The organism is Spirillospora sp. NPDC029432, assembly GCF_040703975.1.
GTDB lineage: Bacteria > Actinomycetota > Actinomycetes > Streptosporangiales > Streptosporangiaceae > Spirillospora.
The window spans coordinates 1-19,101 of record NZ_JBEZWH010000088.1 but is presented as its reverse complement, the minus strand read 5'-3'; the positions used below and the strand labels follow the sequence as shown (position 1 = coordinate 19,101).

Here is a 19,101-nt window from a genome sequence, read left to right as displayed (position 1 = left end):
GAGGACGCCTTGACCACCAGCACGGAGCAGCCCGAGGTACGGCCCGTGGCGCGGACGGCAGCGGAGCGGCGGGTGATGGCCGCGCTCGCGCTCGAACCCGGCGGCCCGCCCAGCCCGCAGGCCCGGATCGCGGGCCGGATCCTGCGTTCCGCGGTCCTGACCATCTGGAACTCGCTGCCCGACACCGACGCCGGGCTCCGCCGCTTCCAGCGCGGCAACGACCTGTTCAGCCGCGTCCAGACCGTGCCGCGCGGCGTCGCCGTCGCCCGCGCCGACCTCGGGACCTGCGAGGGCGAGTGGGTCCGGGCCGGCGCGCCCGACGAGCGCAAGGTCTTCCTCTACCTGCACGGCGGCGGCTACTTCTTCGGCAGCGCCCGCCTGTACCGGCCGTCCAGCTGGCGGCTGTCGGCGGCCACGGGCCGTCCCGTCCTGGTGCCGGACTACCGGCTCGTCCCCGACCACACGCCCGCCGACGCGCTGGAGGACGCGATCGGCGCGTACGACTTCCTCCTGCGCAGCGGGTACGCGCCCGGCGACATCGTGGTCGGCGGCGACTCCGCGGGCGGCCATCTGGCGCTCGCCCTCCTGCTGGCGCTCAAGGAGCGCGGCACCGGCCTGCCCGCGGCGGCCGTCTGCCTCTCCCCGTGGGTCGACCTCCTCTGCGCGTCGGACTCGCACCGCCTCAACGCGCGCAGCGAGTCGATCATCCCGGCCCGCAAGCTCGCCTGGCTCGGCCGCCGCTTCTGCGCGGGCCGGGCGAAGGACGACCCGGTCTTCGCGCCCCTGCACGGCGACCTGACCGGCCTGCCGCCGCTGCTGCTGGTGGCCAGCGGCTCGGAGATCCTCCGGGACGAGACCCGCGACCTGGCCGAACGCGCCCGGGCCGCCGGCGTCCGCACCGTCTACCAGGAGTGGGACGGGCTGATGCACGTCTTCACGGTGTTCGCCGACTTCGTCCCCGAGGGCAAGGCGGCGTTCCGGCACATCGCCGAGTTCCTGCGCGGCGCCGACGCCTGAGAACGAGGGCATCCGTTCACCTCCCGGTCGTCCCGGTGTGGTCCGCGCGGCCCATAAACTTGTCCGCCGTGAGCCTCTCCATCGGAATCGTCGGGCTGCCCAACGTCGGCAAGTCCACGCTGTTCAACGCGCTGACCAAGAACGACGCGCTGGCCGCGAACTACCCGTTCGCGACCATCGAGCCCAACGTCGGCGTCGTCGGCGTGCCCGATCCCCGGCTGGACCGGCTGGCGGAGATCTTCGGCTCGGCCAAGATCCTTCCGGCGACGATGGAGTTCGTCGACATCGCCGGGATCGTCAAGGGCGCCTCCGAGGGGCAGGGCCTGGGCAACAAGTTCCTCGCCAACATCCGCGAGACGAACGCGATCTGCCAGGTCATCCGCGCGTTCCACGACCCGGACGTCACCCACGTGGACGGCGACACCGACCCGCTGCGCGACATCGAGACGATCAACACCGAGCTGATCCTGGCCGACCTCCAGACGATCGAGAAGGCCCTGCCGCGCCTGGAGAAGGAGGCGCGCACCAAGAAGGACAAGGACCAGCTCGCCGTCGTCGAGGCCGTCACCGCCGCGCAGAAGCTGCTGAACGACGGCACCACGCTGTTCGCCGGCGCCGACCGCGCCGGGATCGACCTGGGCCTGCTGCGCGAGCTGCACCTGCTCACCGCCAAGCCGTTCCTGTACGTCTTCAACCTGGACGAGGAAGAGCTCACCGACGAGGCCCTGCGGTCCCGGCTGCGCGACATGGTCGCCCCGGCCGAGGCGATCTTCCTGGACGCCAAGATCGAGGCCGAGCTGATCGAGCTGCCGGACGACGAGGCGCTCGAACTCCTCCAGGGCATGGGCCAGGAGGAGTCCGGGCTGTCGCAGCTCGTCCGGATCGGCTTCGCCACCCTCGGCCTCCAGACGTACCTGACCGCCGGGCCCAAGGAGGCCCGCGCCTGGACGATCCGCAAGGGCGACACCGCGCCCGAGGCGGCCGGCGTCATCCACACCGACTTCCAGCGCGGCTTCATCAAGGCCGAGATCGTCTCGTACGACGACCTGGTCGCCGAGGGGTCGATGGCCGCCGCCCGCAACGCCGGCAAGGTCCGCATGGAGGGCAAGGACTACGTCATGCGCGACGGCGACGTGGTGGAGTTCCGCTTCAACGTGTAAGTTGCGCCGGTCGCGAGTGCCGAAGGGGCAGCCCGGAGGCCAGAGTCTCATGACCCGCGGGTCGATGTGCTGCACGGTGTTTTGTCGCGAAACGGCCATGATGCCGGATTTCGTGGGAAGAGATTGCGCTCCGGCGCGCCACGCGGTGACCAAGTACCCGTCCGGTCCGGGGTGCTTGTCCGGAACCGCCTTTCGCACGTCGTTCGGAGTCCTGGATAGGAGATCGTCACCGTTTGGCAATCCATCCCGGCACGACCGAGGTGGATCGCCTTATCCACAACCGCGTGCCGGGGCTGTGCTTCGCCCCGATGCGCTGGAACAATTGACGCTCGTGGTTACGCTGGGCCGAAGTGGGTTCGCGAAACCGCACCCCGTTACACGACCAGTTGCACAGATGACCGCGCCGACCGGGGGCGAGGCGCGAGCGGAGGCAGGATGGCTCGCAGGTCGGCCGTGGCACACGGCCGGGAGACCGCCGTGGAGCAGGAGCGCGCACTCCCGCCCGCCGACGATCGGCGGGCGAACGGCGCCGCCCGCGGCGGCGACCGCTCGCGCGCCGGCCGCTGGGGAGGCTCCGGCGGCCGCTGGTGGGTCTGGCTCGGCCGCGCCGTCCTGTGGGCGGTCATCATCGTCATCCTCGTCAACGGCATCCGCGCCCCGTTCGAGCGCTTCACCTCCGACACCGCCTCCTCCGGCGGCGCCACGTCCCCCCAGAAGGGCGCCGGCTTCCCCGCCAGCGCCGGGGGCGCGTTCGCGCTCCAGTTCGCCAGCGTCTACCTGAACTACGACCAGAAGAGCGCCGCCGCCCGCGAGGCGCAGCTGCGCGCGTTCATCCCCGAGGGCGCCGACGGCCAATTCGGGTGGAACGGCGTCGGCCAGTCCCAGGTCCAGTCCGTCCAGGTCGCCGGAGTCGACGCGCGCGACGCCAACAACGCGGTCGTCACCGTCCTCGCCCGCAGCGCGGACAAGTGGTTCCGGCTGGCCGTCCCCGTCTACAGCAGCAACGGCGCGTTCGTCATCTCCGCCCGTCCCGCGCTGCTGCCCCCGCCCGCCAAGGCCACGCTGCCGCAGCAGGGCGTACGGGAACGCGACAGCGCGCTGGAGACCGAGCTGGCGCCCGTCCTCACCACGTTCTTCCAGGCCTACGCGCGCAACGACCAGGCCTCGCTGGCCCGCTTCGCGACCGGCGCCCCGATCACCGGGCTGGCCGACGCGGTCACGTTCGTCCAGGTGCGCGAGGTCAACGCGCCCCGCGGCGACGCCGGCGACCGCACGGTCACCGCCACCGTCGCCTGGCAGATCCCCGGCGCCGCCGCCGGCGGCGAACTGGAGCAGACCTACGAGCTGGCGATGGTCAAGAAGGACAACGCCTGGTACGTCAAGGAAATCCGCGGCACCACAGAGCCGGGTGCGTCATGACGGGGACCCGGCGTGACCGCACGCCGACCCCCCGAGGCACCCGCCGACCCAGGAAGGTAGTCAGTCGATGCTGCACCATTTGATGGCGTCGATTCCGTTCGAGGTCCTGGCGGCGCCGAACGACGATCTGCAAACCGACCAGCTCGCCGACTGGCTGCGGCAGATATTCGGCCCGCTCTTCCTCGTGATCGTGTCCATCGTGGCGATCTTCTTTCTCTTCACCCGAGAGATCACGCGGTTCGTCCAGTTCATCCTGCTCGCGATCGGAATCGGGGTGATCTTCTACGTACCGAACATCATCGAAGTCACGGCCAGGGCGATCGCCCGGGCCCTGGGAGTGGACTTGACCTGACCCTCGGCCGGGGTCAGGCGGCACTGTGCTCGCACAGTTAGGGGAGTAGGGGCGTGGATCTACCCACGTACACGAACATCTGGCGCATCGAGAAGAGGCTGTACAAGCTGTACGACCTGCGGCTGCCGATGCCGCTGCCGCTCGTCCAGATCGGCGTGTTCGCCGGCGTGTTCGTCCCCTGGATCCTGCTGCTCAAGATCGTCGGCATTCCGTTCGAGTCGCCGTGGCACGTTCTCTACATCGTCCCGCCCGGCGTCCTCACCTGGCTGGCCACCCGCCCCGTCATCGAGGGCAAGCGGCTCACCGAACTCCTCCTCTCCCAGACCCGCTACCTCGCCGAACCCCGTACCTGGTGCCGGCTGACCCCCATCCGCGAGCCCCGCGAGGTCGTCATCGTGGCCCGCGTCTGGCGCCGCCCCCAGGCCCCCGCCCCCGCCGCGGCCCCCGAACGCGCCGCCCTCAAGACCCGCCGCAAGGCCCGCAGGAGGCAGCGCCCCGAGGAGATCCCCGCGTTCACCCCCACGGCCGCCCTGCCCCCCACCCCCGCCATCGCGTCCGAGCCCCGCCCCCTCGCCGAACACGCCGCCCAGGAATGGGGCGCCCTCAACACCGAGGACGACGTCCGCGTGGCCGGCACCCCCACCGAGGCTCCCGCCGCGCCTCCGGCCGCCAAGCCCTGGCACCGCCCGACCCGCGAGATCGCCCACGAGGAAGAGGCCCTGGAGCGCCCCCCGGCGACCCCCCAGCTGGAGTTCGGCGCCTCCGGCAAGCGCGCCTTCGCCTCCGGCATCCGCCGCGCGGGCAGCCCCCCGGAATTCTGGAAGACCCCCGAGCCACCGACCGAGCCCCGCCCCGCCACGACCACGGCCACCGACCTCCCAGCGGCCACCGACCCCGGCGAAGACACGGCCGCCGACCGGACGCCCGCCGCGTCCGAGCACGCGGTCCCGGCGGTCACCGAGGGGACGGCCGATGAGAACGCCACGCCCGCGGCCGAGGAGGCGGCGGACGTTCACGAGACCGCGCGTGCCGCGGACACGGGGGCCGAGCCGTCCAAGGGGCGTGCGGCAGTGACGCGGCCGCAGGCCGTGGGGCAGGCGGTGGCCGGTACCGAAGGGCGGCCTACCAATGCGGGCCACGGGCCGGAGCCGCAGGACGAGCAGTCCCGGCCTGCGGACGATCGGCCCGCCGCCGATGTGCCCGCGCCCGCCGCCGAGGCGTCCGGCGCCGGCGCGGACTCCGCCGGGCAGGACGACGGCACGGAGGAGCAGGCGACCGGGGTGAAGCCCGCCGCCGCCACGCGGCCGGACATCCCGCAGCAGGCGCCGGCGACGCGGCCCGACATCCCCCAGGTCGGCCAGGCGAAGCCGACCCGGCCGGACATCCCGATGGTCCCCGGCGCCTTCGGCGCGGCGGACCGGAACGCGGACGAAGGCGAGGCCGAGGCGCCTCGGCGGGAGCCGCCCAAGCCGTGGTCCGAGGAGCTGTCCAAGCCGCTGCGGGCGGCCACCACGGACGCCCTCGTCTGGCCTCCCATCCCAGCGCCGAGAGACGAGCGCCCCACAGAGCCGGAGCAGCCCGCCCAGGCGGAGCAGCCCACACACCCGGAGTCGCCCGCTCATGCGCGGTGGCCCGCGCAGGGGGATCAGCCTGCGGAGGCGGAGCCGCCCGCGCGTGATGAGCGGCCCGTTCAGAGGCAATGGCCTGGGCACGTGGAGCGGCCCGCACAACCCGCACAATCGGAGTCGTCCGACCACGCGCGGTGGCCCGCAGAGGTGGAGCAGTCCCCGCATGCGGGGTCGCCTGCGGAGGAGCAGTGGCCTGCGCCGGCGGAGCGGCCGGCGGCCGGGCATGCGGGGCGGGCGCCGATGGCGGGGCCCGGGGCCGGGCATGTGCGGGAGGAGCCGCCGCGGGAGGTGCGGTCGGGGCCCGCGTCGCCGGTGCGGCCGCGGCCGCTGCCGCCGCCTCCGCCCGCGCCGCCGTCCGAGCCGGCGATCACGCCGCCCGACCCGGAGCAGGAGGCGCACGGCGGCGGCGGGCTGCGCAGGCTCATCCACGCGGTCGGCGGCGGGCACGGCGAGGCGGACGCGGAGTACCAGCAGCGCCTCCAGCAGCCGTTCCAGGGCACGCGGCACATCGTGGTCCTCGGCTGCACGGGCGGCGCGGGCCAGACCGTGACCGCGCTGATGCTGGGGCACACGTTCGCGCAGCACAACGGCGAACCGGTCGTGGCGATCGACGTCAACCCCGGGCCGGGCGCGCTGGCGCGGCGGACGCGGAGCGAGACCAACGAGACGCTGACCGGGCTCATCACGCGCGCCGACCAGGTCAACAGCCTGACGGCGATGCGCCGGTACACCTCGCAGGCCAAGTCGGGCCTGGAGGTCGTCGCCGCGGGCAAGAACCCGCTGCAGGCGCTGGACGACCGCGACTACGCGCTGGCGATGCGGACGATCGACCGCTTCTACTCCGTCACGCTGCTGGACGCGGCGGCGGCCGTGGTCGCGCGGGTGCTGCCGTACGCCGACCAGGTCGTGCTGGTGGCGCCGGCGAGCGCCGACGCGCCGCGCGCGGTGGCGATGACGTACGAGTGGCTGGACGGCCACGGGTACGAGGAGCTGCGCTCGCGCGCGGTGACCGTCATCAACGGGGTGAGCCGCCGCAGCATGGACGACGTCGAGCAGGCCGAGTCCGTGGCGCGCGGCCGGTGCCGGGCGCTGGTGCGGATCCCATGGGACGATCATCTGAGCATGGACCGCGCGCCCCGCAACGAGCTCAGATCCCTGCGCGCGCCGACGCGGCGCGCCTACCTGGCCCTCGCCGGCGTCGTCGCCGGGGGGTTCGCCGAAGTGCCCGAGCGTTACCAGGAGCGTCAGCAGGAGCAGGAGGCCACTCGATGAGCCCCGCGAGCAGTCGCGTGCCGGCTGGAGTGAGGAGCGGCGGGAGCTTGCGACCAGAGCGACGAGGGAAGCCGGTGCGTGAGCACGGCTGCGAGCCGCTGAGCGGAGCGAGGCGATGAGCAGGGCGTCGAAGGCGCGGGCGACGCGGCTGGGCGTGCGGTACTTCGACGACCGGGTGCTGCTCACCGACAACGCGGCCTGGGCGTACTTCCGGCTGCCGACGGTGTCGTACGAGTTCACCACCGGCGAGGAGCGCGAGGCGCTCGCCACCAACATCACGATCGCGCTGGCCGGCATCCGGATGCAGGACGCCGAGATCCACCTGCGGATCGCGCACCGGACCTACCCGGCGGCCGACTGGGCGCTGGCGCTGGACAGGACCTCGGACGGGGGTTCCGGCTGGCGCGAGTACCTGGAGGAGACCTACGCCCACGTGTGGGCCAAGGACTTCTGGACCAAGGAGGTCTACCTCGGCGTACGGCTCGGTCCGCGCGGGGTGGGCGCGCAGTTCTCCGGCGGCGTGCTGGCGCAGTGGCTCGGCTTCTACAAGCGCAGCGAGCAGGTCCTCGGCATCACCGACGACGCGATCGACAAGAAGGAGATCGCGCGCTGGACCGACCAGGCCGAGCGCGTCGGGCGGGCGCTGGCCGGGTCCGCCCTGTACGCGCGGCACGCCGCCTCGACCGAGGTCGCGTGGATGTTCCAGCACGCGGTGACGGCGTCGCTCGCCGACCCGCCGCCGTCGGCGGTGCCGCGGCGGACGTGGGGCAAGGGCGAGATCGAGGCGCTGGTCGAGGGCGCCATCCACAACGGCCGCTCCTACCTGCGCGTCGAGCAGCCCAACTTCAACGGGGTCGGGCCGGGCGCGACGGCGCAGTCGTACGTGGCGTACCTGTCGTTCGCCCGGTTCCCGGACATGATGCCGTTCCCGGACGGGGAGCCGTGGTTCCACTACGCGGACGCGCTCCCGTTCCCCGTCGAGATCAGTTCGCGGATGAAGCTGATCCCGCCGGCGAAGGCGTCCAAGGACGTCTCCCGCAAACTCGCGCACGCGCGGGACATGGACCAGCACATCCGCGAGGCGGGCGTGGAGGCGCCGATCGCGCTGGCCGAGCAGATCGACGCGGCGCGGCTGCTGGAGCACGGCATCACCAAGGAGCGGCTGCCGTTCGTGTACGGCTGGCACCGGCTGATCGTGTCGGCGCCGACCGAGGAGCTGCTGGCCCAGCGGGTGGACGCGGTCGTCGAGCACTACCGCGACATCGGCATCGACGTCGTGAACTCGACCGGTGACCAGTTCTCGCTGTTCATGGAGACGCTGCCCGGCGACCGGCTCCGGCTCAACGCGTACGCGCAGCGCCAGCCGCTGCGCACGATCGCGGGCGGGATGCCGGTGGCGACGGTCGACCTCGGGGACCGTACCGACGACAACGGCGAGGGCTGGATCGGCCCGTACATCGGCGAGACCCTCGGCCGGGCGCGGTCGATCGTGCATTTCGACCCGCTGGTCGCCGCGGCCCGCAACCGGCCGACCGCGGTGGCGATCACCGGTGAGCCGGGTGGCGGCAAGACCACGCTGGCGCTGCTGCTGATCTACCAGATGGCGCTGCGCGGGGTGACGATCGCGGCGATCGACCCCAAGGGCGACGCCGAGTCGCTGGTGGAGCTGCTGCGGGCGCGTGGCCGGAAGGCGCGGACGCTGCCGCTGGGTTCGGCCGCGCCGGGGCTGCTCGACCCGTTCTCGTTCGGCGACGACCTCGCGGCCAAGAAGACGATGGCGACCGAGACGCTGCGGCTACTGCTGCCGCGGATGTCGGAGGAGCGCGAGTCCGCGATGATCCAGGCGGTGGGCGCCGTCGCCAACGCCGACCGCCCCTCGCTCGGCAAGGTCGTGGACCATCTGGAGGGCTCGGACGACCCGGCGTCCAAGAACCTCGGCGCCGTGCTCCGCTCCATGTCGGAGATGCGGCTCGCGCGGCTGTGCTTCGACCCGTCCGGCGGCGAGCGCATCGACACCGCCGGCTGGACGACCGTGTTCACGCTCGGCGGGCTGACCCTGCCCGACGTGGCGATCTCCCGGGAGGACTACTCGTACGAGCAGCGCCTGTCGGTCGCCCTGATGTACCTGGTCTCCCAGTTCGCCCGGAGGCTGATGCACGGGCTCGACCGGCGGATGCCCAAGGCGATCTTCCTGGACGAGGCGTGGGCGATCACCTCGACCCCGGAGGGCGCCAAGCTCATCCCGGAGGTGTCGCGGATGGGCCGCTCGCGCAACACCGCGCTGATCCTGGTGTCGCAGAACGCCGGGGACCTCCTGAACGAGCAGGTGACCAACTGCCTCTCGTCGGTGTTCTCGTTCCGCTCCTCCGAGCGCGTGGAGGTCGGGAACGTCATGTCTCTGCTGGGGGTGGAGACGTCCGACGAGCACAAGGCCGTGCTGCGCAACCTCGGCAACGGTGAGTGCATCTTCCGTGACCTGGACGGGCGCGCCGGCCGCATCGGCGTCGACCTGATCTCCGAGGAGCTGCGGCACTGGCTGGACACCAACCCGACCCGGTCCCGCCCGGGTCAGGCCGAACTCGCGACCTCGGGGGCCGAAGCCGCTCAGGGGCAAGGTGGAGCCGGGTGAACAGGAGAGGTCAGTCGATGAGCCGTCCCCGCATGCCGGATCGTCAACTGGGCCGCGCGACCGCGCGCAGGCTGCAACGTTCTCCCTCGGAAGGTCTCGACGAGTCGGTGCTCAAGGGCGCGCGGCGGCGGCCGCGCCGCGTCCGCGGGCGCCGGCCGGTCCTGCTCATGCTCATGGCCGCCATCTTCATGGTGGGTCTCGCGCCGATGGCGGGCGCCGGTCCGTTCGGCGGCGACCCCTGCCGTCCGGCCGACAATCCGGCGCCAGAGCAGTACGGCTCGGGCACGGACGGGATGATCAAGCCGCCGGACTACCCGAGCGAGCAGCTGAAGAAGACCCCGGTCGAGCAGCTGACGTACTACGACCGGTACGGGACGGCCGGGCAGCACTGGTACGCGGTCGACATGGGCTGCTCGGACGCGATGGCCATGATGGGCAACGCGCTCGCCAACACCACGTTCACGCTGGTCAGGGCGATCGACCGGACGACGATCAGCGTCTACCAGGCGGCCGCGTCCGAGTCGCTGCTGGGCTGGCTGAAGGACACCGTCGACGGTGTGATCAGCGACATCGGCAAGACGTTCAACGCCCGGTACTGGTCGTGGGTGGTCATCCTCGGCGCGATGTGGCTGGCCTGGTGGGGGCTGGTGCGCAAGCGGGCCAGCAAGGTCACCGAGGGCGCGATCTGGATGGTCGCGGCGATGGTGGCGCTGATCTGGCTGGTGGCGCGGCCCGCCGACTTCACGACGCTGGGCACCAAGGTGTCGGAGGCGACGAGCGCGGCGTTCAACGCGGCGCTGCCGCAGAGCGACGCGAAGGGCTCCACCTGCATCCCGCCGCCGGAGGGCCGCGCGGATCCGGCGAGCGCCGCCAACGTGGACGCGACCACGCGCAACGCCAACGGGCTGTGGGTGGCGCTGGTGTGCAAGCCGTGGCTGATGGGGCAGTTCGGCACGACGGACCCGAACGCCAAGGTGGTCAAGGACAACGCGGACAAGCTGCTGTGGTCGCAGGCCGTCGACCTGCCGGAGACGCACGGCGGGCAGAAGGTCGACCTGGCCAAGAAGGCGGACGCGTACAAGGACGTCGCGAACAACGTCAAGGAGGAGCACGCCGGGGCGTACCCGCTGTTCCAGGGCAAGAACTGGACGAGCCGGCTGGCGGTGGCGTTCGGCGGGCTGTTCGCGGCGCTGGTGGCCGGGCTGCTGATCCTGGTGATCGCGATCGCGCTGATCGTCGTGAAGATCGCGTTCCTGCTGCTGCTGGTGGCCGGGCCGATCTTCCTGGGCATCGGGATCCATCCGGGCATCGGCCGGGTGATCGCCATCAGATGGCTGGAGCTGCTGCTGTCGATGCTGCTGAAACAGGCGGCGCTGATCGGCGTGCTGTCGCTGCTGCTGTGGGCGTACGGGCTGATCCTCGGCGAGACGCTGCCGTGGGGCCTGCAGATCCTGATGATCGCGCTGGTGACGGGCGCGGCGTTCATCTACCGCAAGCCGTTCCAGCACCTGTTCTCGGCGGTCGGCTACTCGGCGGTCGGCTCCCGGGAGAAGAGCGACGCCTCGCTGGAGAAGTCGATCGTGGAGGCGCGCAAGAACACCACGGCGGTCGCGGCCGCGGTCGTGCCGGGGGCGGCGGGCTACCGGCTCGCGCGCTACGGCAAGTCGGACGGCACGGGCGAGGCGGGTACGGCGGCCGGTGGCGAGGGCGGTGTCACGGCGGCCGGTACGACGACGGACCGGCGCAGCGGCGCGGCCGGGGCGGGCGAGGGCCCGTCGCCGGAGGCGGCGCCGGTGCTGGCGGCCAAGCCGCGCGGCGGCGGTGTGGCCGCGGCGCAGGGGCGGTCGAGGCGCGGCGCGCCCCCGCTGAACCTGCCGACGCGCGCGGGCGCGCTCGGTGACGCCCGCGCCGACGGCGGCGCCACGGCCGGTGCCGCGGGCGCCGGTGCGGGTGCGGGCGGCGCCGCGGGCGGTGGCGGCGCGCTGGCGGGCGTCGTCGCGAAGGGCGCGCGAGGCGGCGCGGGTACGGGCGGCGCCAAGTCCGGCGGTGCCGCCGGTGCCGGTGGAGGCACGGCGCGTCCGACGTCGTGGGCGTCGCGTCCCGGCGGCGGCGCTGGTGGCGGCGGCTCGTCCGTCGCGGGTGGCGGCAACGGAAGAGGCGGCGGCAACGGTGCCGGCGGCGGCTCCGGCGGCAGTGCCGGAGCCGGTGCGGGTGGTGCGTCGGCCGGTGGCGGTGCTTCCGGGGGCGGTGGCTGGTTCGGCGGCAGCGGCAGCGGGCGCGCGTCCGGTGGCTCTTCCGCGTCCTCCGGGCGGGGACGCGGGCGCGCGGGCGGCGGCTCCGGGAGCGGCGGCGGCGGAGGCAACGGCTCGTCCGGCGGCGGTGCCCCGGCGAAGGGCAGGGGCTCCGATCCCGCGTCCAACGTGCCGAAGCCTCGAACGGGCGCGTCCGGTGCGGCGCCCGCCGGCGGTTCCGGCGGGCGGCAGCAGCCCCCGCCGCTGTGGGGGCGCCGCGACTCGGGCGGCGGCGGCCACGAGCCGCCGATCCCGTTCTGGCTGCGTCCGGTCGACGGTGACGCGGAGCGGGACGACTAGATGAACCTGACGGACCGTCAGCGCAAATGGCTGTTCGCGGGGCTGGTGCTGGTGCTGGCCGCGGTCGGTGTCTACCTGACCGTGGCGGCGCCCGGCGGCGAGCCGGGCGGTGAGGAGAACGCGAGCCCGCCGCCCGCCGCGACCGCGGGCCCCACCGGGCCCGCGTCCCCGCCGCCGGGCATCTCCGGCACGGTCTCCGCCCAGAACTTCGACCTGTACCGCCTCCTGCCGTTCTCGCAGCAGGAGTTCGCGACGGCGGCCGACCTCGCGCAGCGGTTCACCGCGGCGTACGGGACGTACCGCTACGACGAGGACCCCAAGGCCTACACGGACCGGCTCGCCGGGATGGTCACCGAGCAGCTGCGCGGTGAGCTGCAGCGCAGCGCCGCCTCGCCGGGACTGCTGGAGGAACGGCGGCGGCAGCAGATCGTCGCGCAGAGCACGGCCACCCTCGACCGCGTCCGCGACATCGAGGACAACTCCGTGATCTTCCTGGTGACCGGCAAGCAGCGGGTGACCAAGGGCGGCAAGGAGGGCCAGGAGAGCCAGCAGTACGCGGTGACGGTCGCGCGCGACGGGTCGGCCCTGCGCGTGTACGCGTTCGGTCCCGCCGACGCCGGCCAGGCCGGCGACACCGCCGGCGCCGGTGATACCGGATGAGCCGCCGCAGGCTGCTGATCGCGGCGGCGCTGGGCGCGGTGGCGACGGTGTTCGGCGCGCTGATGATCGTTCCGGTGCTGTTCGGGGCGAGCCAGTTCATGTTCGGCGGCGGGGGCGCGGGCGCCGCGTGCGTGGACGTCTCCCAGGCGGGGTCGCAGCCCTCCGAGGCGAACGACGCCCGCGCCATCCCGGCCAACTACCTCGAGCTCTACAAGAAGGCGGGCAAGGACTACGGCATCCCGTGGAACGTCCTCGCTGGCATCGGCAAGGTCGAGACCAGCCACGGGACGTCCCGGCTGCCCGGCGTGCAGAGCGGCGAGAACTACGCGGGCGCGGGCGGCCCGATGCAGTTCCTGGCGGCCACGTTCAAGTCGTTCGCGGTCGACGGCGACAAGGACGGCAAGAAGGACCGGTACGACCCCGACGACGCGATCCCGTCCGCGGCCCGCTACCTCAAGCACAACGGCGCCCCGGAGCGGATGCGCACGGCCCTGTTCATGTACAACCACTCGTGGGACTACGTGAACCTCGTCCTCGACTGGGCCAAGAAGTACGTGGGCGGCGACTTCACGATCGTGCAGTCGAACGGCGTCGAGTGCCAGGACAACCAGCTCCCCGCGAACGCCGGCGAGCTGGTGCAGCGGATCATCGCGTTCGCGATGGCGCAGCGCGGGAAGCGGTACATCTTCGGCGCGAACGGCCCGGACGCCTGGGACTGCTCCAGCCTCCTCCAGGGCGCGTACCGTTCGGTCGGGCTCAACATCCCGCGCACCACGTTCGAGCAGTGGCCCTGGGGCGTGAAGATCGAAAAGGGCAAGGAGCAGCCCGGCGACCTGGTCTTCTTCAACTCGGGTCCCGGGACGTCCGCCAACAATCCCGGCCATGTCGGCATGGTGATCGGCAACGGCAAGATGATCGTGGCGAGCTGCTCGACCTGCACGCCGAACATCGGCGTCAAGCCGTACAAGCGCTCGGACTGGATCGGCTCGACCCGCCCGCTGGCCCGCCCGGAGATGAAGCGCCGGGTCGCCGAGCTGGCCGCCCAGCCCCGGTCGGGCTGACCGGGGCCGGGCGGCCTTCCGCTCCGGTCAGCAGGCGAAGTCGATGTCGGAGAAGCTCTCGTAGTGGTCGTCGGTGTAGTACATGCCGTCGTGCCCCTCGTCGCCGGAGGTGACGATGCGGCGGGCGCCGCGGTGGTCGACGCCGGGCGTCTCGACCGTGTACTCGCGGTAGAACCCCGCGGGCTCGTCCGGCAGGAGGCCCTCGCGGTTCTGGAAGACGGTGCCGTCCTGGGGATAGGGGTACGGGCCGCCGCGGTCGATGAGGCGGATGGTGTCGTCCGCTTCGGGCGGCAGCTCGGTCGCGCAGATCGGCGGGATGTCCGCGGCGATGACGGCCGCGAGCGCGGGCGGCCCGGCGAGCGGCTGGGCGGCCGGCGCGCCCTGGACGGCGGGGACGAGGAAGGCGGCGGCGACGAACGGGAGCAGGAGCAGGTGGCGGGGGGATTTCATGGGTTCGAGTGTGCGGGCCCGCCCCCGGCAGCGGTCAAGGCCGCCCGGCGGGTTTCAGGGGAAGTTGCCGATCGCATTACCCCCGCTTCGGCAGGACGTACCGGCCGCGCTCGGGGGTCCGGAGGCCGGGCGCGGATCAATTCGGTCGACATCGCGGCGCAGCGTGGCATGCTGGCCGCGTGGAGCCCGCGACAACGATCTCGATCGCCGACGAACTGCTGATCTTCCTGCCCTCCGCGCGCCGCCGGGCGCGGCAGGAGGTGGCGCACGACGGCACCTCGACGCTGGGGCACATCGTGGAGGCCCTGGGCGTGCCGCTGCCCGAGGCCGGCCGGCTGCTGGTGGACGGCGTCCCGGTCGAGCCCGGGCACCAGCCGGCCGCGGGCGAGGAGGTACGGGTGGAGGCGGTGTCCCGGCCGCAGCCCGTACCGCTGGAGCCCGGCCAGGCCGCGCCCCGCTTCCTGCTGGACGTCCACCTGGGCACGCTGGCCCGCCGGATGCGGCTGCTCGGCCTGGACACCGCGTACCACAACGACATGGACGACCCCGCGCTGGTCGTCCAGGCGAACGAGGAGCGCCGGGTGCTGCTGACGCAGGACCGCGGGCTGCTGCGGCGCCGGGCGCTGTGGTTCGGCGCGTACGTGCGCGGCTCGCGCCCCGACGACCAGCTGCGCGACCTGCTGGAGCGCTTCGCGCCCGCGCTGTCGCCGTGGACCCGCTGCACCGCCTGCAACGGCGTGCTGGCGCAGGTGGGCAAGGAGGAGGTCGAGCGGCAGCTGGCCGACGGCACCCGCCGCAGCTACGACGTGTACGGGCGCTGTACCGACTGCGGCCAGGTCTACTGGCGCGGCGCGCACGGCGGCCATCTGGAGCGGATCGTCGAGGACGCGGCGGCCGTCGTGGCGGCGGCCGGGACGGCCGGAGCCGCGCCCGGCTCGGCGCGGAGCGCGGCCTCCTGAGACGCTCGGCCCGCCCGTCCGGCATGATGCCGGGCAGAGAGGGGCTGGTCACGATCAACGTAGTGGTGGGCGCGGCGATCATTTCCGGGGGGCGGCTGCTGGCCGCGCAGCGGGCCGAGCCGGCGGCGCTGGCCGGCGGCTGGGAGTTCCCCGGCGGCAAGGTCGATCCCGGCGAGACGGACGAGGACGCCCTCGTCCGCGAGTGCCACGAGGAGCTGGGCGTCAAGGTCGCCCTGGCCGAGCGGATCGGCGGCGACTGGCCGCTGGTGCTGGGCGGCGTGCTGCGGGTGTGGACCGCCGCGGTCGTCGAGGGCGAGGCGCGCGCGCTGGAGCACCTCGCCCTGCGGTGGCTGGGCCCGGACGAGCTGTACGACGTCGCGTGGCTCCCCGCGGACCTGCCCATCGTCGAGGCCGTACGGCCGCATCTGGGCGGCTGACGGCCTCGCGGGGGCGGTGGGGCCGGGTGGGACCGGCGGGCCCGCGCCGGCCCGCCGGCCGGTCTCAGGAGATCCGGTTGGCGCCCGCGTAGTCGGAGCGGTCCGACATTTTCGAGATCTTCACCACATCGCCGGTCTGCGGGGCGTGCAGGTACTTGCCGTCGCTGAGGTAGATCCCCATGTGGTGCAGGCTGGAGCCGAAGTAGACCAGGTCGCCGGACCGCAGCTCGCCCTTGCTCACTTTCCGGCCCTCGCCGTACAGGGCGCCGGTGTAGTGGGGCAGGCCGGGCTTGCCGACCTTCCCGTACGCCCAGACGACCAGGCCCGAGCAGTCGAAGCTGCTGGGGCCCGCGGCGGCCCATACGTACGGGCTGCCGATCTTGGTGAGCGCCTTGCGGGCCATCTTGGCGGGCAGGTCGGAGCCCTTCACGGTCGCCTTGAGCCCGGTCTTGGGGTCCTTGACCCGGGTGGTGGTCAGCTTGTCCAGCTGCTTGACGACCTCGGTGACCTTGGCCTTGGCCGCCCCGCGCGCCTGCTGGGCCTTCGTCGCGGCCTGCTGGACGCGGGCCGTCTCGGCCTTGGCCGCGTTCTGCGCCCGGGTGGCCTGGTCGATCTGCGCCTGGAGCCGGTTCACGGCGGCGGCGCGGCTCTGCGCCAGGTACGCCGACGCGGACAGCCCGGAGGTGTCGGTGCCGGCGCCGTAGAACATGTCCGAGCCGCCCGCCATGTAGTTGGCGGCGGCGAGCCGGCCGAGCTCCTCGCGGGCGGGCGCGGCCTGCTGCTGGAGGCGCGCGGCCGTCTGCGCGGCGGTCCGCTCGGCCCGCTGGGCGGCCTTGAGGTCGACGCGGGTCTTGTTGTACGCCTCGGTCAGCTTCTCGGCCTCGGTGTTCAGCGCGTCCAGCCGCTTGCGGAGCTCGCTCTCGGACGGCTTGGGCTGCGCGGCGGGGGTGGCCGCGGCCCGTACGGCCGGGGGCGCGATCGTGGGTGCGGCCGCCGGGTGCACGGCGGCCTCCGCGGCGATCGGGGTCAGCGCGCCGAACGCGACGACCGTGGCAGCGGTGAGGGAGGGCACGGCGAAGCCGCGCCGTTCGCGAGCCGGTGACAAACCGGTGAACTCCTCTCCTTGGCCGCCTACCGGGTTAGCTGACGGGTTCGGGCCAGGAGTCGCCCTACGGCGCGCGGGGGTGCGCGCCGATTCACCCCAGGGGGCCTGGGTCCCCGGTTCCCCCGGAGGGGATTCGGCGGTCTCCGGCCGTCGTCCCGGGGGGCGGGACTCGGAACGACCGGATTACGGGAGAGTACAAAGTCCGGGCAAAGTTGGCCAAATAGCAAGATGTGCGGCGCGCGGGAAGACGTGGGCGGGCCGTCGACGTTGAACGCCCAGTAGAATCGAAAGAGTCGCAGTCTGCGGCGGAACCCCACACTCTCACCCAAGGCGAGACCGCATGCCCATCTCCACGCGTGACGACCTCCGGAACGTCGCGATCGTCGCCCACGTCGACCACGGGAAGACGACGCTGGTCGACGCCATGCTCTGGCAGTCCGGGGCGTTCCGCGACAACCAGGACGTGGACGACCGCGTCATGGACTCCGGCGACCTGGAGCGTGAGAAGGGCATCACGATCCTGGCCAAGAACACCGCCGTCCGGCACGCCGGGATGACGATCAACATCATCGACACCCCCGGCCACGCCGACTTCGGCGGCGAGGTCGAGCGCGGCCTGTCCATGGTCGACGGCGTCGTGCTGCTGGTGGACGCCAGCGAGGGCCCGCTCCCGCAGACCCGGTTCGTGCTGCGCAAGGCGCTGGCCGCGAAGCTGCCGGTGATCCTGGTCGTCAACAAGACCGACCGGCCGGACGCCCGCATCGACGAGGTCGTCGACGAGACGTACGAGCTGTTCATGGACCTCGACGCCGAAGAGGACCAGATCGACTTCCCGATCGTCTACGCCTCCGGCCGCGCCGGCCGCGCGTCCCTCACCAAGCCCGAGAACGGCGGGATGCCCGACAGCGAGGACCTCGAGCCGCTGTTCGACATCATCAAGCAGACGATCCCGGCCCCCTCGTACGACCCCGACGCCCCGCTCCAGGCGCACGTCACCAACCTGGACGCCTCCAGCTACCTCGGCCGCATCGCGCTGTGCCGGGTGCACTCCGGGATCATCAAGAAGGGCCAGTCGGTCGCCTGGTGCAAGCGCGACGGCAGCGTCGAGCGCGTCCGCATCAGCGAGCTGATGATGACCGAGGCGCTCACCCGCAAGCCCGCCGACGAGGCCGGGCCCGGCGACATCATCGCGCTGGCCGGCATCGCCGACATCATGATCGGCGAGACCCTCGCCGACCCCGACGACCCGCGCCCGCTGCCGCTGATCACGGTGGACGAGCCGGCGATCTCGATGACGATCGGCACCAACACCAGCCCGCTCGCCGGCCGCGAGAAGGGCACCAAGGTCACCGCCCGGCTCGTCAAGGACCGCCTGGACCGCGAGCTGGTCGGCAACGTCTCGATCCGCGTCCTGCCGACCGAGCGTCCCGACGCCTGGGAGGTCCAGGGCCGCGGCGAGCTGGCGCTGGCCATCCTCGTCGAGAACATGCGCCGCGAGGGCTACGAGCTGACCGTCGGCAAGCCGCAGGTCGTCGCCCGCGAGATCGACGGCAAGAAGCACGAGCCCGTCGAGCGGCTCACCGTCGACCTCCCCGAGGAGCACCTGGGCGCGGTCACGCAGCTCATGGCCGTCCGCAAGGGCCGCATGGAGCAGATGACCAACCACGGCACCGGCTGGATCCGGATGGAGTTCCTGGTTCCCGCCCGCGGCCTGATCGGCTTCCGTACCGAGTTCCTCACCGAGACCCGCGGCACCGGGATGGCGCACCACGTCTTCGAGGGCTACGAGCCCTGGTTCGGCGAGCTGCGCACCCGCCCGTCCGGGTCCCTGGTCGCCGACCGCACCGGTGCCGCCACCGCGTACGCGATCACCAACCTGCAGGAGCGCGGCACCTTCTTCGTCGGCCCCACCACGCAGGTGTACGAGGGCATGATCGTCGGCGAGAACTCGCGCTCCGACGACATGGACGTCAACATCTGCAAGGAGAAGCAGAAGACCAACATCCGCTCCTCCACGGCCGAGAGCACCGAGACCCTCACCCCGCCCCGCCTGCTGACGCTCGAGGAGGCGCTGGAGTTCGTCCGCGAGGACGAGTGCGTCGAGGTGACCCCGACCGCCGTACGGCTCCGCAAGGTCGTCCTGGACGCCAAGGAGCGCGAGCGCACCCGAGCCCGCGCCAAGCGGGCGAGTTGATTGTGGAGGGGCGACCCTCCACACCGGTCATCGTGGAGGGGCGACCCTCCACACCACCCGGGCCCGGGGTGGGGGGGGCGCGGCCACAGACAACAGGAGAGCCCCCCCCCCCGGGCCGGGCTGACCAGGACCCCCCCCAACCCCCGGGGGGAGGTCGACCACCACCC

14 protein-coding genes and 1 riboswitch are annotated in these 19,101 nt (G+C 72.9%); of the genes, 12 read left to right on the top strand and 2 right to left on the bottom strand.

What is annotated here, in order from left to right; all coding sequences use genetic code 11:
- The first annotated feature begins 9 nt into the window (after positions 1–9).
- From AB0881_RS37750 to AB0881_RS37710, 9 genes are all read left to right on the top strand, one after another.
- Positions 10–1,017, top strand: coding sequence for an alpha/beta hydrolase (locus AB0881_RS37750; RefSeq protein WP_366625124.1), 1,008 nt, complete (start codon positions 10–12; stop codon positions 1,015–1,017).
- Positions 1,018–1,085: 68 nt separating this feature from the next.
- A complete protein-coding gene (ychF, locus tag AB0881_RS37745; RefSeq protein ID WP_366625122.1) occupies positions 1,086–2,177 on the top strand; it encodes a redox-regulated ATPase YchF in 1,092 nt (363 codons plus the stop codon).
- A 435-nt stretch (positions 2,178–2,612) separates the two neighbouring features.
- The gene (locus AB0881_RS37740) at positions 2,613–3,596 is read left to right on the top strand and encodes a conjugal transfer protein (RefSeq protein WP_366625120.1); all 984 of its coding nucleotides are present in this window, start codon (positions 2,613–2,615) and stop codon (positions 3,594–3,596) included.
- An 82-nt stretch (positions 3,597–3,678) separates the two neighbouring features.
- A complete protein-coding gene (locus tag AB0881_RS37735) occupies positions 3,679–3,948 on the top strand; it encodes a hypothetical protein (RefSeq protein ID WP_366625147.1) in 270 nt (89 codons plus the stop codon).
- A 53-nt stretch (positions 3,949–4,001) separates the two neighbouring features.
- On the top strand, positions 4,002–6,848 hold the full coding sequence (locus AB0881_RS37730) for a TcpE family conjugal transfer membrane protein (protein WP_366625118.1): 2,847 nt from the start codon (positions 4,002–4,004) through the stop codon (positions 6,846–6,848).
- 115 nt (positions 6,849–6,963) lie between these two features.
- Positions 6,964–9,477, top strand: coding sequence for an ATP-binding protein (locus AB0881_RS37725; RefSeq protein WP_366625116.1), 2,514 nt, complete (start codon positions 6,964–6,966; stop codon positions 9,475–9,477).
- 32 nt (positions 9,478–9,509) lie between these two features.
- A complete protein-coding gene (locus tag AB0881_RS37720; protein WP_366625115.1) occupies positions 9,510–12,068 on the top strand; it encodes a type IV secretion system protein in 2,559 nt (852 codons plus the stop codon).
- Positions 12,069–12,728, top strand: a complete 660-nt coding sequence (locus tag AB0881_RS37715) for a hypothetical protein (protein WP_366625113.1) — start codon at positions 12,069–12,071, stop codon at positions 12,726–12,728.
- A complete protein-coding gene (locus tag AB0881_RS37710; RefSeq protein WP_366625111.1) occupies positions 12,725–13,789 on the top strand; it encodes an NlpC/P60 family protein in 1,065 nt (354 codons plus the stop codon). Before AB0881_RS37715 ends, AB0881_RS37710 begins: the two co-directional genes overlap by 4 nt.
- 27 nt (positions 13,790–13,816) lie before the next feature.
- Here AB0881_RS37710 and AB0881_RS37705 read toward each other — a convergent pair whose 3' ends face one another.
- Entirely contained in the window at positions 13,817–14,239 is a 423-nt protein-coding gene (locus AB0881_RS37705) for a ribonuclease domain-containing protein (protein WP_366625109.1), read from the bottom strand.
- 179 nt (positions 14,240–14,418) lie between these two features.
- Here AB0881_RS37705 and AB0881_RS37700 point away from each other — a divergent pair, with 179 nt between their 5' ends.
- Together AB0881_RS37700 and AB0881_RS37695 are read left to right on the top strand one after the other, a co-directional pair.
- Positions 14,419–15,198, top strand: a complete 780-nt coding sequence (locus tag AB0881_RS37700) for a Mut7-C RNAse domain-containing protein (protein WP_366625107.1) — start codon at positions 14,419–14,421, stop codon at positions 15,196–15,198.
- Positions 15,199–15,224: 26 nt separating this feature from the next.
- The gene (locus tag AB0881_RS37695) at positions 15,225–15,635 is read left to right on the top strand and encodes a (deoxy)nucleoside triphosphate pyrophosphohydrolase (protein ID WP_366625105.1); all 411 of its coding nucleotides are present in this window, start codon (positions 15,225–15,227) and stop codon (positions 15,633–15,635) included.
- Between the two features lie 64 nt (positions 15,636–15,699).
- On the opposite strand, the gene AB0881_RS37690 is transcribed toward AB0881_RS37695, so the two are convergent.
- Positions 15,700–16,740 (bottom strand): C40 family peptidase, encoded by a 1,041-nt coding sequence (locus tag AB0881_RS37690; protein WP_366625103.1) that lies wholly within the window; start codon positions 16,738–16,740, stop codon positions 15,700–15,702.
- 7 nt (positions 16,741–16,747) lie between these two features.
- Positions 16,748–16,889: riboswitch (cyclic di-AMP (ydaO/yuaA leader) on the bottom strand.
- 191 nt (positions 16,890–17,080) lie between these two features.
- Here AB0881_RS37690 and typA point away from each other — a divergent pair.
- Positions 17,081–18,934: a translational GTPase TypA gene (typA, locus tag AB0881_RS37685; protein ID WP_366625101.1), complete on the top strand. Its 1,854-nt coding sequence runs from the start codon at positions 17,081–17,083 to the stop codon at positions 18,932–18,934.
- Positions 18,935–19,101: the final 167 nt, after the last annotated feature.